This window comes from Nostoc sp. (assembly GCF_036917775.1).
Taxonomy (GTDB): domain Bacteria; phylum Cyanobacteriota; class Cyanobacteriia; order Cyanobacteriales; family Nostocaceae; genus Nostoc.
Genome location: NZ_JBALEQ010000069.1, coordinates 1 through 14,230 on the forward strand (window position 1 = coordinate 1; position 14,230 = coordinate 14,230).

Consider the following 14,230-nt stretch of genomic DNA (forward strand, 5'->3'; position numbering starts at 1 on the left):
CCTCAAACCTCATAAACAACTCTATTTTCAGCGTGGTTTTTCTGCCCTCTCCCTTATGCAGCAAACTTTATAGGTCGCTTGTCACCCTCTGAGCTATGCCAGTGTTTTACTGCAATTTATCATTTTATTTAAGAAACACCAGTCCACTATATAAATGAAAAGCTGAGTCCCAATTAGTCTGTTCCCTGCGAAACAAATGAATATGTGACTTGATATGACCCAACATTTCTGTTTGATCTAATGTTGTATCTGCAAATGATGTAAAATCTGACCAAATTTTAACTTGAGGTAGTTGCTGGTCAATCCAACTTGATAAACTATTCCAATTAATTCTGATTGTATTTTGGCTAGCTTGGGGAATGATTTTTAAACCTTGCTGGAATTCATAGCCGTTATCATCAAATCGAAGAATACAACGTCTACCAGGTAGGTGTAAATCACAAAACTGGGCATAGTCTTGTGTTTGAGTTTTCCATTCCAGTTTACGGCGGGCATTGACATCTACAACCTGTTCAAAAATGGGCAATAGTCCCACTACTCTGGCTGTGACTTCTGACCAGTCAAAGGTGAGAGAACCTAGTTGATTTGTGTCATTACAGCAAACAACAGTAGCTTGTGGGGTAGATTCTTGAAAATGTTTGACTTGATAAACTTGAATTTGCTGAATCTGAGCTATTGTTGCCCAAAAGCAAGGAATACCAGCCTGCTGTAACTGTTTGCCATAAAATTTTAGTTCTCCCACTTGTCCAGTACGGTACAACCTCCAGCCACGACTTGGCATTAATAGCCGTGCGGTATAGGGATCTAGCTGCATAATCTGGGCAAATTTTCGAGATGCGTCTATTTTCATCTCGTTACTGAGTGGCTCTAAAACTAGTACGCCAAGTTCAGTGTTATTAGGTTCAGATTTTGCTTGGGAAATGGCTCTTTGTCTTTGTTCAATCTCAATTTCTTGCAGTCGTTGCAAACCCTGACGTGCTAGCGACACTATTTTAGTATTTGTCGTATCTCGCAGCAATTGCCGATAAACTTTTTCCGCATCGTGATGCTTTCCAGATACTTCATGCAAGCGACCAAGATAAAATTGCACCCAAGGATTATCTGGTGATTCTTTTAGCAGCTGTTTGAGTAATTTGGCAGCTGTTTGATAGTCTTTATGGTCAAAGGCGATCGCAACTTGCTCAATCATCACTTACTTTAAATACAGGATGGAGTGATGTCTCACACAAAATCACTTTTGCGTGAGCTATAAATCATTTATACTTCACAACTTGCGGTAATTAAGGATAATGCTACTACTGGGGCTGTAACTGCTCTCAGGATGCGGCGACCAAGGGAAACAGGTTGAAATCCAGATGCGATCGCATTCTCAACTTCTTGTGTTGTCCATCCTCCCTCTGGCCCTGTAGCAATGACAATGGTTTCTTGTCCTTTGTCATTTGTCATTTGTCCTTTTTCATTTGTCATTTGTCCTTTGTGCTGTAAGCAATCTTTTAAATGGGGAAATTCACCACGCGCTTCACAGATATATTGCTGGCTGTTTGCAAATGACAGATGACTAATGACCAATGACAAACCCGTATTAAAAGCAATAGGCTCTAAAATTGTTGGCACAAAAGAGCGCTCTGATTGCTCGGCGGCTTCCGCAGCGATGCGCCGCCAACGTTCGAGCTTTTGAGGACTAGGATCAAGCAAAGTGCGATCGCTCAATACTGGTGCAATACAAGTTACTCCCAACTCTGTACAACACCGCACTACTTCATCAAATCCATTGCCTTTGGGTAACGCCACCATCAAGGTAATTGATACAGGTAATTCAGTTTCCACCAAAAGCGCTTCTAAAACCTGTGCTTGCTCCCCTGCTAGCTGCGCTAACCACCATTTTCCTTTACCATCCATTGCAATAAAGCGATCGCCTTCACGCAAGCGCAACACCCGCCCCAAATAATGTTGTTGTTCCTTGGTGAGTAAAATTTGCCCTTGTTGAAATTGGGAGGGTGCGATCGCAATTCTTTGCAGTTGAGACATGAGATTTGGAAATTTCAAGAATATCAAATCAAAGATGGACACAAATAAATCCATTTGTGTCCATTTATGGTTTAGTTATTTGTTCAGCTTACGAAAGATTCTGGAAGTAAGCTTCTAGCGCTTCAGTCACTAACTGAGTCATCGGTTTACCTTGGCTTTCTGCTACTTCCTTCAACTTGCCATAAACCTCTTCTTTTAAATTTACCCGATGGCGCGATTTGTTTGCACCATTAGCTGTTTGGGGATCGTAGCTAGCAGCAAACTCGCGGATGGCATCAAAACCAACGCGATCACAAAAATCACCGAATTTTTCCTTCGATTTCCGAGATTTCTTAAAGTAAACAAAAATTGGCTCTAAGAAGATTTCTAAATCATTATGGTGCAACTTTTCTGTGTAAGGTTGTGCCAGTCGAGTCTGATTTGGCGAACCACCTAACCATAATTGGTAAGATTCTGGGGCACTACCGACAAAGCCTAATTCTGCCAAGTAGGGACGAGCGCAACCGTTGGGGCATCCTGTCATCCTTACCACAAAATGTTCATTTTGTAAACCTACTTTATCTAAAAGAGCGCGAACTCTTTCCAAAATACCCGGTATTGCTCGTTCTGATTCCGTGATTGCCAAGCCACAAGTGGGCAAAGCCGGACAAGCCATTGCATACCGCACTAGAGGTTCGATTTTACTAGGGTCGTCTCCGACACCGTGACGGCTGAGAATGTCTTGAATTGCTTGCTTGCTATCTGGTTCGATATCGTAAAAAATCACGTTATGGTTGGATGTCAAGCGGATAGGTAAGTTGAACTGCTCGACAATTTCCCGCAAAGCGGTTTTCAGTTGAAACGAACCTTCATCCTTGATTCGACCATTATCAATGGAAATTCCTAAGAATAGCTTGCCATCACCTTGTTCATTCCAGCCGAGGAAATCGTGAAATTTAAACTCTGGCAGTGGTTTGAAGGCTTCGAGTGGTTTACCGAAATATTCTTCAACTTGGGTGCGGAATTTATCTACACCCCAATCGTTGATTAGATATTTTAATCTGGCGTGACGACGATCGGTGCGATCGCCATAATCTCTCTGGGTAGCAACAATCGCTTTCACGATGTCGTAGACATCATCTTTCGCCACATAACCGATGGGGTCTGCTAACCTAGCAAAGGTTTCTTCTTTACCGTGTGTTCTACCTAAACCACCACCAGCAAAAATATTAAATCCTTCTAATTGCTTCTTCTTATTGGTAATCACTACCAACGTCAGGTCTTGGGAATACAAATCCACCGAATTATCCCCTGGCACCGTCACGCAAATTTTGAACTTGCGGGGCATATAGTGCGTGCCATAAATAGGTTCTTCGTTGTCATGGATAATTGTGCCATTTCCGTTGCGTTGTCGCGCTGCTTTCACCTCTGGGTTTTCTTCAGCACTAATTGCTTTTTCGCCATCTAGCCAAATTTCGTAATAAGCACCCGTCTGTGCTGACAACAAGTCGGCAATATTCTGGGCATACTCCCAAGCATACTGATACTCTGGGCGATTCTTAAAGGGGGCTGGTGGTGCCATCACGTTGCGGTTGATGTCACCGCAAGCTCCCAAAGTCGAACCTAGATTCTTGACAATAGTGGCGATCGCTGATTTCAGATTCTTCTTTAAAATACCGTGCAGTTGGAAACCTTGACGGGTAGTTGCTCGTAAGGTGTGGTTGCCATACTCATCGGCTATTTTATCTAAAGCCAGATACAGCTCCGGCGGTACCAAACCACCGGGATTTTTTGTCCGCAGCATAAACTGGTAATCTTTTTCCTGTCCCTTAGTGCGGTTGTCGCGGTTATCCTGCTGATAAGAACCGTGAAACTTCAAAAGCTGCACCGCATTTTCAGTAAAATGGGTAGTGTCTTGAAGGATTTCAGTTGCTACAGGTTCACGCAAAAAATTACTATTTTCCTTGATCCCTTCTACTTTGGAAGGCTTACGGGTTGCGATGGGGGAAGGAGCAGATTTAACCATTAGACTTGTATAGTATTCTCAATAAAGCATTACGTAGACACCGAATCAGCACCCTTCGGCTGCTTGATCCCCGGTAATCCGGCCGGAATAATGAGGAATGATTTAATTTTACCACGCCAAAAGCCGGCTTTGTCAGTGATGTAACACTTAACAAAACCAGCTTTTGGGAGTAGTGAGTTTTGTTAGCGGTAGCGGGGCGTTTAGCCCGTGCTAAGTCCTGAGTACTTAAGTAAAGTATAGAGTGACCGAGGACTCAATAATTTTTTATTTGAAGCGATAGCCAAGACCGCCATTGATGGTGACAGCAGAAGCATCGCTATTTTGGTAGGCACCAAGTCCGACTTTAGCGTTCGTATAGACAAGGAAATTGTTAGCAACTTCTGATTCAACACCAGCACCTAGCACTACTGAATCTTTGTTACCTATAGGAGTTGGTGAGCCATCTTTTTCTACAAAAGAATAACCGCCAGTTAAGTAGGCGTTAGTTCTATTAGCAATAGGCACATCCACAGAAAGTTCTGGGATGATAGCACTTGTCTTATCACTCCAGAGAACATTACCGCGTGCAGAAAATGGCGTAGTTCCTAATTTCAGGCGACCTGTAACATTACCACCAAATGTGGCAGCATCATTGATACCTTGTCCGCCGCTAGTAACGCCAGCTGCAACACCAGCACCAACATAACTAGCATCAGTACCCTTTTTGGTTTCAGCAGAAGCTTGACCAGCTGATAGAAATAGAGGAGCAACTATTAAGGAAGATAATGCAGAAAATGTCACGAAAGACTTGAGTAAGCGTTTCATAATTTTTACCAAAATTTGTATTTTTTACTTGTATATTCCCAGTCGAAAATCATTTAACAATGTTCCAAATATTTTCCAGGTTTTATTAAATAAATGTTGTTAATAATGCCTAAGATTTACAGGTTAAGTATCCCAGACAATTATAAATAAGCTGTTATAATTACATTCAATGTCTTTTCATCTGGGTTCTTTGTTCCAAAAATAGACGCTTTTAAAACTGTCACAATATTTGGAACTCAAACTATGTCGGAATAGTGTAAATAAAATATCCTACTAACATTTTTTTGCCGAGCTTTTCATAGAGGATGAAAAACTCGGCTGTAGCATCTGTTGCAACAACCTATAGAGGGAATCTATAAAGTTAATTTTGAGCAGTTATTTTGGAGATTGAATAATGCTAACCGGTGCAAAAACGTTGTCTGGTTTGATGGGTTTATGTGTCGGTGATGCGTTGGGTGTGCCAGTGGAGTTTACTAGCCGTGCTGAACGAGTAAAATCTCCAGTGACAACGATGCAGGGTTATGGCACATGGAATCAACCACCAGGAACTTGGTCAGATGATAGTTCGTTAAGCTTTTGCCTAGCAGAATGCCTTTGTAGGGGGTATTCGTTAGATGCCATAGCCAATTCCTTCTGGCGGTGGTACAAGGAGGCTTACTGGACTCCTCGTGGTGATGTCTTTGATATTGGTCAAACTACCCACACAGCAATTATGCGTCTGAAACAGGGAGTTGTTCCCCATCAGGCGGGTGGGAAGGTTGAAAATAGTAATGGCAATGGTTCATTGATGAGAATCTTGCCGATGGCTTATTGTCATCGAAACTTAACTTTAGGCGAATTGCTGGCGCGGGTGCATGATGTTTCAGCGATTACCCATGCTCATGCGCGATCGCAAATGGCTTGTGGAATTTATATTAGTATTGCAGTGGCGCTCCTAGAAGGGGCTGATCCCCAAACAGCTTATCTACAAGCATTGCAAGATATCCAAACAATTTATTCTGTCCGAGAATTTTTGTTAGAGAAGCCGCATTTTGGCAGAATTTTCAGTGGTGAGATTGCCAAGTTACCAGTTGAAGAGATTAATTCTGGTGGCTATGTGATTGATACCTTGGAGTCATCCCTGTGGTGTTTATTAAATAGCTCGTCTTATTCTGAGGCGGTACTGAAAGCTGTCAACTTAGGTGGAGATACCGATACTACTGCCGCCGTCACTGGTGGGTTAGCCGGAATTTACTACGGGGTGGAAAATATTCCTCAAAAATGGATGAACCAAATTGCCCGTAGACAGGACATTATTTATTTGGCAGAGCGTTTTGCAAGGGCTGTTTACAGTTAAAAGGACTGGTGACTGGGGACTAGGGAAGAAGCAAGGGAGGAGGGAGCAGGGAGCAGGGGGAGAAAGAATAACTAAATTAATGCCCAATTCCCAATTCCCAATTCCCAATTCCCAATGTTGTTAAACCGTAGACAAAGAATAGACCTGACCATCAATCAGCAATCGTGTAATTCCCTTAGCTTGCAAATGAGTCCGAGCCTTATGGAGCATTTTACTATCAGGAACTTTAATTACGCGATCGCGCTTGGTAGAAAAGCGCTTGGCGACGCGATGATTATCAAACACCGGCAGAGTTCTTTGCTGAGTTTCCAGGCTGGGAATTTGTCCCAAATCACCAAAGTCCTTGAGAGGTCGGGTAATTAACTCCGAGGAACGGTCAATTACCAAATAACAAGTTTTCGGCAAATTGGCTATCGACAGAGGTAAAACTTGAACTGATGCTTCACCTGGTCTTCTTTTTGTGACTAAAGGTCTTTCCTCATCCAGGTCATCATCATCAAAGTCTTCTTCCTCAAAGTCGTCATCCTCTAAATCATCATCTTCTAAATCATCCAAATCCTCCGATTCATCTAGCAAATCTTCGCCCAGCATCTGCGCGATGACAGCCGCTCCTGGATGTTTATCCTTTAGCGGTGGAATGGAGATGCTGACTATTTCCGGCGGCTTTTGCTCTGGAGTTTCTAATTTCTCTGTAACTCGGAGCTTCGGTTTTTCCGCCGCCGAGGGTCGACGGCGCACCCGTCTACTAGCAGCGAGTGATTCTGCCGTTTCCTCTGAGTAAAGTTCCTGCTCTACACGAATTATCTTACGTGGTAGTGGCTCAACTTTTGGCACTTCCAACGGTGGGCTTTCGATGGGTGGAACTTCTATCTCCGGCTCCGGTTCCGGTTGAGTCAGCAATGGTAACTGCTCATAGCTTACCTGCGCCCTGCCTTCAGGGGTTCTCGCAGCCCGCTTTAAAGAGACTAAGTATTCATACTCATCCTCTGGCAAAGTGCTTTTGAGTAGGCGACTAATTGTCGAGTTACTCACACCATAGCGTTCTGCCAAAGTTGAGGTTGTTTCGGCAGTCTCTCGATATAACTTAAGAATTTCTTGCTTGTCAGAGTCTGTTAGTTTTCTCACGGTAGATACCAAAAATCTTTACTAAGCTCGTTTACGTCCACTGGTACGCCGCGTTCGTCTTAGTGATGCGTCATATTCTAAGACAGCGCCCATGCCAAATAACACCCCACTAAACACCCAAAATACTTCTAATATCTCCCCACTTTGATAGTTGGGGCCTTGGGCGTATTTAAACCACATATCTGCAATGTAAAGCGAAAAGGCCGCTGCTGCAATCATTCGCCAAGACTGGGAAACTCTTCCCCCCCAAAAGGCTAAAAGCAGAGTGGTAGCAATAATTAACAGAACCACATCGCTAACTACGTAAAACCAATTCAAAATAGCGACTAGCAGTTCTGAGGGTGTTTCCTGTTGCATAGAAATCCACCATGCCAACAAACTACCGAACACTGCAATTGCTAACACAATTAGCCACTGCCATTTTTCCAGATTGATTCGCCTGGAAGCCACAGCTAAAATCATGCCTGCGCCAAGTAATAGATAAGTGAGTACAAAAAATATATCGCCTACAGACACATCTGGTTCATCTTTTAACACTATTTCGGTATATCCGAAAATTATCCCCCCAACGAAATAGGAAAGCATACCTAACCCAATTAAGAGCCAGACATTTCGCCCACTGACGATTTGTGGACTCAGCCAGTTCCTCAAGCATAAGATACTGGCACCCAAATAAGCTAAAGCTTCAAAAATATTTGTACCAATCACATACCACTCGGCCCGGCTTTCTATGCCATCAGCTCCGGGAACTTTGGCACTAAACAACAAAAAGTATAGCAGTGCTAGTACGGCCCAGCCAATATTAGCTAAGACAATGTTCTGAGTATTGAAAATGGATTTAGAAAGGAACGAATTCTCGTAAGAGTTATTCATAGGAATTGACTATGTAGATGCACTCTGGCAGTATTTTGAGTTAAAGGACTGTATATATAGCAGTGTGTCTGCCGATAATACACAATCGGACACCAAAAGCAAGTACCAGTGGCCGGAATTTTATTAAAATTTTCCATGCTACTGCCACAGTTTACCCAGTGGCGATTGATTTAGCCAACTGATAAATAGCAATCGCTCGGCTTCTGGCATATCTTCTAGCTTATAAATCACTTGTTTGGTAAAATTGGCATTGCCAAAATATGCTTTTCCTAATCGATGCAGTTCTTGTAATAAAGTAACTACATGATTTTCCTGCCAATCAGGTATTTTGGCAGTTGGCAAAGGATTGGTAGATACCAAATATTTAACTGCTTCTAGGGAAGATGCTTGAGGAAATTGCTTTTGCTTTAATACTTCCGCAATATCTTTTTCAAATAATGCAGCTTGTTTAGCACCTAAAAACTCTTCAATGTCGATAGAAACACCCTGTAACAGCAAAATACTGGCTTGGACTAAAATCGCCGTTTTGCCATGACCACCTGTATCACTATCCAGCTGCTCTAAACGGATTTTACCCCAGACGCTAAAGCGTTCCGGTTCCTCCAGCAAAACACAGGCTTTACCTCGGTTATCCGTTAATTCTCTCCATAAGGCTCTAGCTTCTTCTTCTTGACTAGCTTTGAAAACACTAATCAAGCGAAAAGTCTGCCCTTGATAATTGAGAATCGGCACCTGCTGATCCTTTTTTGGGTGCTGAATGCTTGATATTTCAACATCCTGCCGTTTGAGAATAAACATGGCACTAGCAAATAACTCCTCACAGGGGCACTCTTAATATGGAATATATAATGGTATTTGGCAGTATCGCCAAGGCTGAAATTACCTAGCATACTGTGGGAATGAGCCTAGCGATCGCCAGATTCTTCCCCAAGGTAGCCACCCAGAGGGCGTTGGCGTTAACAGGCAAATAACCCCTTGACAACTCAATATATCTAAACCAATACTCCATCTGTTTCGTTTTTGGTGTAAATTGACTAGCTAGCGACTAGCATCTTAGCCTTGCTAGTGGTAAATCTGCAATTTTTGATTGCTTCTTGGTAGGTGAAGACGATATAATAGTTTAGGTGACTCCTTCAGGAGCCATTATTTTGTTTTGGGCGCGTAGCTCAGTGGATAGAGCAATTGCCTTCTAAGCAATCGGTCGCAGGTTCGAACCCTGCCGCGCTCGTTTTAACTCAATATGAACCCTCAAGCACCGTGAAGTGATATGATCATTTCCATATCGGAGGGTTCGTTATTGCTGCATCATACCAAGAACAAAGGCGATATTGCTGCTACGAAAGCAATGGCCGATCTAACTCTTAAAGGTTATTTAGTCCTCACGCCACTTGTTTGTGAACATTTACCTTTTGATTTTGTTGCTTACAAAGACGATAAATTTTACAAAATACAAGCTAAATACGCGGGAGATAACAGGGTAGTAAATAAAACTATTTGGGTAGATAAAAATGGCACTCATCAGAAGAAGTACAAAGTAAATGACTTTGACTTTTATGCTGTTTATCTTCCTGACATAGATAAAGTTGTCTATCCATCAATTAACTTTGATGGTTGCTACATAACTACCCAGATACCGAATTCAGCTACACCCTTTTACTGGTGGGAGGATTTTACAGACTTTACTGAAGTAGCACTTAAGCGAACCTACAAGGAGTTTGGCGTTGATTTAACAACTAGAAAGGTTAACCCAGACTCTAGAATTCATACTAGAAAAGTTGAAAGACCATCAAAAGAAGAACTAGGAAAACTAGTTTGGGAAAAGCCAACGGCACAAATTGGTAGAGATTTGGGCGTGTCTGATAAGGCTGTAGAAAAGTGGTGTAAGGCTTATGGGATAGAAAAGCCACCCAGAGGATATTGGGTTAAGAAAGCTTATGAAAAAACTGAAACTTAATACTTCTGTTCTTGTTTACATTCATCTAAAAAGCCCGTGACGAGGATTGAACTCGTGACCTCACCCTTACCAAGGGTGTGCTCTACCACTGAGCCACACGGGCGAAATATGATTCCGATTTTTCAGCTAGAAGTTAAAATGCTGGGAGTTTTGATGCTAACCCAGTCATTATAACTTATAACTTCGTAAGTGGTGGGCCGGGCTGGATTTGAACCAGCGTAGGCGCTAGCCAACGGATTTACAGTCCGTCTCCATTAACCACTCGGACACCGACCCGATTTGTCTCACGATTTAAAATCTTAGCACCACCTTTTATAATTAGCAAGTGGTTAGAAAAAATAACTTGTAGGTAGAGATCGCAACAAAACTGCGTCTCTACCTTATGGATAAAAAATACTGGTTACACGCTCATTTCCAGCATTCGTTGCATTGGTCGCAGTGCAGCCAGCCGAATATCCTCTGACATGGTAATTTCGGGAGTACGATTTTTCATTGCCCAGTAAAGCTTTTCTAGGGTGTTTAACCGCATAAACGGACATTCGTTACAAGCACAGTTATTCATCGGCGGTGCAGGAATGAAGTGCTTGTCAGGAGCTAATTTTTGCATTTGATGAATGATTCCCGGCTCCGTAGCAACGATAAATTCTTTGGTGGGGCTGCTTTGACAATACTTGAGTAAAGCGGCTGTAGAGCCAATAAAGCTAGCGTGGCGCAATACACTACTTTCACATTCTGGGTGTGCGATCGCCTCTGCTTCAGGATGGGCAATTTTTAACTGGACAATTTTCTTTTCCGAAAAGGTTTCATGGACAACACAGCTACCTTGCCATAGCACTAAATCTCGTCCCGTCTGTTCCATCACATACCGCCCCAAATTCCGATCTGGAGCAAAAATAATCGGCTGTTCCTTCGGTATCTGCTGCACAATTTTCACAGCGTTGGAGCTAGTACAAATAATATCGCTCATCGCCTTGATATCAGCAGAACAGTTGATGTAAGACACTACCAAATGATCTGGATGCGCTGCTTTAAAAGCTGCGAATTCGTCTGCTGGACAACTGTCGGCTAAAGAACAACCAGCATTCAAATCTGGTAAAAGTACTAATTTATCGGGATTAAGGATCTTTGCTGTTTCTGCCATGAAGTGAACACCAGCAAAGACAATCACATCCGCATTGGTTTTTTCGGCGGCTCTCGCTAGTTGTAATGAATCCCCAATAAAGTCGGCAATATCCTGAATATCTGGCTCTTGATAATAATGCGCCAGGATAACGGCGTTGAGTTCTTTTTTGAGACTCTGAATCGCGGCAAACAAATCTAGTGGTAGTTCACCCAGTTGGGTGTTTTCTCGTTGAGCTAGTGCAGTGGTAAACACAGTTTAGGGGTGCTTTATGTTGCAAATGTATGTCCTGTGGATTCAATTATAGTAGTTTTTACCAAAAATAGTGGACGGTTGATATTTTGGGGTTGTGTCCAAATCGGGCTGAGTTTCATATCCTGGAGATAGACGGCAAGGAAAGTGGCATGACCAGTCAGAAAACTCAATCGATAAACCTCAAAATTGCTGTAGTTGGAGATATTCACGACCAATGGGAAGTGGAAGATGGCGTTGCACTCAAGCATTTGGGTGTTGACTTAGTGCTGTTTGTCGGGGATTTTGGCAATGAATCGGTGGAAGTGGTCAGAGCGATCGCATCTCTCGATATTCCCAAAGCAGCCGTGATGGGCAACCACGATGCCTGGTACACCGCCACCGAATGGGGACGCAAAAAGGCTCCTTATGACCGCTCTAAGGAAGACTGGGTACAGGAACAACTCGATTTATTAGGCCCGTCCCATGTCGGTTACGGTAAGTTGGATTTTCCCGCTTGGAATTTAACTGTAGTGGGGGGTCGTCCCTTTACCTGGGGTGGCCCAGAGTGGAAATTCGCGGAAATCTGTAAAGAACGTTACGGTGTGACGAGTTTGGAAGAATCCGCCGATCGCATTGTGAAAGCGATCAAAAGCGCCGCCTATGAGACGATTATATTTTTGGGTCACAATGGGCCTAGTGGGTTAGGCGATCGCCCCGAAGACCCCTGCGGCAAAGACTGGCACCCAATTGGCGGCGATTTTGGCGATCCAGACTTTGGGGAGGCGATTTCTCATGCCTTAACTGCTGGTAAAACTATTCCTCTGGTGACATTTGGTCACATGCACCGAGATTTACGCCATACCAAGAAGGTGCAGCGCAAACCCATCTTTAGAAGTCCAGAGGGGACAATTTACTTAAATGCGGCTAGTGTCCCCAGGATGGTGGAAAATGACGGCGAGAAGTTGCGTAACTTTTCCATTGTCACCCTAGAGGCGGGTGTGGTTTCGCAAGTTTCCCTTATTTGGGTGGGGAATGACTTTCAGGTGGCTTCAGAGGAAATTTTGTATGAGCGATCGCGGATTGTGTCGTAGACATTCGCATCCAGTAGTGCAATCTGCGTAAATAATAGGGTATAGTATTATCTGTCAAGTTTAGTGCTAACCAACAAAAGCGCCTGAATAGCGTCTGAAACTAGGATCAGCACAAGTTTGACAGATTTATTGGAGAGGTGGCAGAGTGGTCGATTGCGTCCGACTTGAAATCGGATGAGGCTAAAACCTCCGGGAGTTCGAATCTCCCCCTCTCCGTTGAATGAATGTTGTTATCAAGTAGTACACCTGTTTGGCATCTACGAATATGTCCAAATATATGCACAAACAGTATTTAATTGACTACTGATGAAAAATCTAAATATTAAAGAAGAAGCCCGCAAATTGATTGACAAGTTGCCAGAAAATTCCACATGGGATGATTTGATGTACCAAATTTATGTTCGGCAAACTGTTGAAGCTGGACTAGCGGATAGCAAAGCTAGTAATCTTATTTCTGTACAAGAAGTACGAAAAAAATTTGGGAGCATCCACTTTTGGCGGAAACACCCTATCAAACAGCAAGTAACCCATTGAGATAAGCGCAACGAACACAGAGGATGTGATTGACACTGCTAACATTCCACTGTGCGCCAGAAATTTTCATCCTTAAACCAATTTGTTTAATTGCAGATTCAACAGCACCAGAACCGATAGAACATAGTTGTTCAGCCTGATAATAGCTGTAGTTGACAATGCGAGAGAGATGTTTATCCAGATAAGCGATGAAATTTTTAGCTTGTTTGCCTCGGCAATGATTAAATAAAGTCTTAGCTTCTTCTGCCTGACCTTTCCACAATAAAGTTTCGGCGGCTTTTAGTCGCTTTAAAGAACCACCAACTTTATAGAGATTTTCTTTGAGGTGATACCAATCCAAAATTTCACAGCGAGAAAACTGGTCTTGTCCAAATTCTCTTACCAGATTCCACACACCATCATGACCATCTCCCAAGCAAACAAGGGGGTCTACCAACTGTTGGCTATTGACATAATCAATTAATGATTGGTTGTCATCAAAAAAGGCACCATAGTAAATCCCTTGTAGACGAACAGTTTTATAGTCTCGCCAGTGACAACCTGCTTGTGGTTTACCCCGTAGTCTGACTTTTCCTCCATCTACACTTACTTCAGAAACTGCTTGTAATGCTACGGGTAGTTGAAAATCTTGTGACAAAACTAATTTTTGTTGCGTTGAGTGACCAACTTTTACTCCTGTTAATGCCTCTATTTCTACTTCTGCATTCTGGTAGGAAATATTCGCTGATAGTCTCAAACAACACTTTTTCAGTAACGGACTTAACCTAATTCTTGGCTTTAAACCCAGTCTCTGTAACTGTTTGGCTTTAAGAGTCAGTTCCCCAACTAGGCTTTTAATCTTCCTAGTTTTACCTACTTTTGTACCTGTTTTTTGCTCAACAAAAAAAGGGCTATTTCTGGGCTTACATATTCGAGTATTTGACTACGAATTTTTTTTTCTATACTTTCTAGGTCTGTTAACTGACTCTTATCTGCTTCTTCATACAGTAATGTTGCCAGTTCCCTTGCACAGGCTTGGATTCGTTCTTGTATATCTTGGCTCATGGTAGTTGATGCACTCTTTTTATTTCCTCTTATATTCTTTCATATTTTGTATATCTTCCAAAAGTGGATGCTCCCAAAAATT

Annotated in this window: 14 protein-coding genes and 4 tRNA genes; 6 read left to right on the forward strand and 12 right to left on the reverse strand. The window is 42.7% G+C overall.

Annotated features, from left to right (window positions below; all coding sequences use genetic code 11):
• Window positions 1–124 precede the first annotated feature (124 nt).
• The 4 genes from V7K69_RS12190 to V7K69_RS12205 form a co-directional block, all read right to left on the reverse strand.
• Window positions 125–1,189, reverse strand: coding sequence for a tetratricopeptide repeat protein (locus V7K69_RS12190; RefSeq protein WP_335034605.1), 1,065 nt, complete (start codon window positions 1,187–1,189; stop codon window positions 125–127).
• A gap of 68 nt (window positions 1,190–1,257) precedes the next feature.
• Complete coding sequence (locus tag V7K69_RS12195) at window positions 1,258–2,028, reverse strand: 16S rRNA (uracil(1498)-N(3))-methyltransferase (protein WP_335034607.1); 771 nt, start codon at window positions 2,026–2,028, stop codon at window positions 1,258–1,260.
• Window positions 2,029–2,116: 88 nt separating this feature from the next.
• The gene (sir, locus tag V7K69_RS12200; protein ID WP_335034609.1) at window positions 2,117–4,033 is read right to left on the reverse strand and encodes a sulfite reductase, ferredoxin dependent; all 1,917 of its coding nucleotides are present in this window, start codon (window positions 4,031–4,033) and stop codon (window positions 2,117–2,119) included.
• Window positions 4,034–4,297: 264 nt separating this feature from the next.
• Window positions 4,298–4,837, reverse strand: a complete 540-nt coding sequence (locus V7K69_RS12205) for an outer membrane beta-barrel protein (protein WP_335034611.1) — start codon at window positions 4,835–4,837, stop codon at window positions 4,298–4,300.
• A gap of 394 nt (window positions 4,838–5,231) precedes the next feature.
• Between V7K69_RS12205 and V7K69_RS12210 the strand changes: the two genes are divergently transcribed.
• On the forward strand, window positions 5,232–6,173 hold the full coding sequence (locus V7K69_RS12210; RefSeq protein ID WP_335034613.1) for an ADP-ribosylglycohydrolase family protein: 942 nt from the start codon (window positions 5,232–5,234) through the stop codon (window positions 6,171–6,173).
• Between the two features lie 120 nt (window positions 6,174–6,293).
• On the opposite strand, the gene V7K69_RS12215 is transcribed toward V7K69_RS12210, so the two are convergent.
• The 4 genes from V7K69_RS12215 to V7K69_RS12230 all read right to left on the reverse strand — a co-directional run bounded on the left by V7K69_RS12215 (window position 6,294) and on the right by V7K69_RS12230 (window position 9,180).
• Window positions 6,294–7,298 carry a transposase gene (locus V7K69_RS12215; protein WP_335034615.1) on the reverse strand — a complete coding sequence of 335 codons (1,005 nt, stop codon included), beginning with the start codon at window positions 7,296–7,298 and terminating at the stop codon, window positions 6,294–6,296.
• Window positions 7,299–7,319: 21 nt separating this feature from the next.
• Window positions 7,320–8,171, reverse strand: coding sequence for a hypothetical protein (locus tag V7K69_RS12220; RefSeq protein WP_012407575.1), 852 nt, complete (start codon window positions 8,169–8,171; stop codon window positions 7,320–7,322).
• 138 nt (window positions 8,172–8,309) lie between these two features.
• Window positions 8,310–8,969, reverse strand: coding sequence for an Npun_F0813 family protein (locus tag V7K69_RS12225; RefSeq protein ID WP_335034617.1), 660 nt, complete (start codon window positions 8,967–8,969; stop codon window positions 8,310–8,312).
• A gap of 85 nt (window positions 8,970–9,054) precedes the next feature.
• The gene (locus tag V7K69_RS12230; protein WP_335034619.1) at window positions 9,055–9,180 is read right to left on the reverse strand and encodes a hypothetical protein; all 126 of its coding nucleotides are present in this window, start codon (window positions 9,178–9,180) and stop codon (window positions 9,055–9,057) included.
• Window positions 9,181–9,326: 146 nt separating this feature from the next.
• Here V7K69_RS12230 and V7K69_RS12235 point away from each other — a divergent pair.
• Both V7K69_RS12235 and V7K69_RS12240 read left to right on the forward strand, forming a co-directional pair.
• Window positions 9,327–9,399, forward strand: a tRNA-Arg gene (locus V7K69_RS12235).
• A 39-nt stretch (window positions 9,400–9,438) separates the two neighbouring features.
• A complete protein-coding gene (locus V7K69_RS12240; protein WP_335034621.1) occupies window positions 9,439–10,125 on the forward strand; it encodes a group I intron-associated PD-(D/E)XK endonuclease in 687 nt (228 codons plus the stop codon).
• Between the two features lie 31 nt (window positions 10,126–10,156).
• Here V7K69_RS12240 and V7K69_RS12245 read toward each other — a convergent pair.
• From V7K69_RS12245 to nadA, 3 genes are all read right to left on the reverse strand, one after another.
• Window positions 10,157–10,228, reverse strand: a tRNA-Thr gene (locus V7K69_RS12245).
• Window positions 10,229–10,315: 87 nt separating this feature from the next.
• A tRNA-Tyr gene (locus V7K69_RS12250) sits at window positions 10,316–10,401 on the reverse strand.
• Window positions 10,402–10,525: 124 nt separating this feature from the next.
• Window positions 10,526–11,500, reverse strand: coding sequence for a quinolinate synthase NadA (gene nadA / locus V7K69_RS12255; protein ID WP_190932834.1), 975 nt, complete (start codon window positions 11,498–11,500; stop codon window positions 10,526–10,528).
• Between the two features lie 149 nt (window positions 11,501–11,649).
• Here nadA and V7K69_RS12260 point away from each other — a divergent pair, with 149 nt between their 5' ends.
• From V7K69_RS12260 to V7K69_RS12270, 3 genes are all read left to right on the forward strand, one after another.
• Window positions 11,650–12,570, forward strand: coding sequence for a TIGR04168 family protein (locus V7K69_RS12260; RefSeq protein ID WP_335034626.1), 921 nt, complete (start codon window positions 11,650–11,652; stop codon window positions 12,568–12,570).
• A 131-nt stretch (window positions 12,571–12,701) separates the two neighbouring features.
• Window positions 12,702–12,786 (forward strand) — tRNA-Ser (locus tag V7K69_RS12265).
• A gap of 90 nt (window positions 12,787–12,876) precedes the next feature.
• Window positions 12,877–13,104, forward strand: coding sequence for a hypothetical protein (locus tag V7K69_RS12270; protein WP_335034628.1), 228 nt, complete (start codon window positions 12,877–12,879; stop codon window positions 13,102–13,104).
• Here V7K69_RS12270 and V7K69_RS12275 read toward each other — a convergent pair.
• Window positions 13,082–14,148 (reverse strand): ISKra4 family transposase gene (locus V7K69_RS12275; protein WP_335034630.1). Its coding sequence is split into 2 segments (ribosomal slippage): window positions 13,082–13,992 and window positions 13,992–14,148, totalling 1,068 coding nucleotides; the frame shifts between segments, so codons are not numbered across the junction. The two genes, V7K69_RS12270 and V7K69_RS12275, sit on opposite strands and share 23 nt — an antisense overlap.
• Window positions 14,149–14,230 lie beyond the last annotated feature (82 nt).

Coding starts and splice junctions, on each gene's coding strand:
- V7K69_RS12190 (WP_335034605.1), bottom strand. CDS start 1,189: ATGATTGAGCAAGTTGCGATCGCCTTTGACCATAAAGACTATCAAACA.
- V7K69_RS12195 (WP_335034607.1), bottom strand. CDS start 2,028: ATGTCTCAACTGCAAAGAATTGCGATCGCACCCTCCCAATTTCAACAA.
- sir (WP_335034609.1), bottom strand. CDS start 4,033: ATGGTTAAATCTGCTCCTTCCCCCATCGCAACCCGTAAGCCTTCCAAA.
- V7K69_RS12205 (WP_335034611.1), bottom strand. CDS start 4,837: ATGAAACGCTTACTCAAGTCTTTCGTGACATTTTCTGCATTATCTTCC.
- V7K69_RS12210 (WP_335034613.1), top strand. CDS start 5,232: ATGCTAACCGGTGCAAAAACGTTGTCTGGTTTGATGGGTTTATGTGTC.
- V7K69_RS12220 (WP_012407575.1), bottom strand. CDS start 8,171: ATGAATAACTCTTACGAGAATTCGTTCCTTTCTAAATCCATTTTCAAT.
- V7K69_RS12225 (WP_335034617.1), bottom strand. CDS start 8,969: ATGTTTATTCTCAAACGGCAGGATGTTGAAATATCAAGCATTCAGCAC.
- V7K69_RS12230 (WP_335034619.1), bottom strand. CDS start 9,180: ATGGAGTATTGGTTTAGATATATTGAGTTGTCAAGGGGTTATTTGCCT.
- V7K69_RS12240 (WP_335034621.1), top strand. CDS start 9,439: ATGATCATTTCCATATCGGAGGGTTCGTTATTGCTGCATCATACCAAG.
- V7K69_RS12260 (WP_335034626.1), top strand. CDS start 11,650: ATGACCAGTCAGAAAACTCAATCGATAAACCTCAAAATTGCTGTAGTT.
- V7K69_RS12270 (WP_335034628.1), top strand. CDS start 12,877: ATGAAAAATCTAAATATTAAAGAAGAAGCCCGCAAATTGATTGACAAG.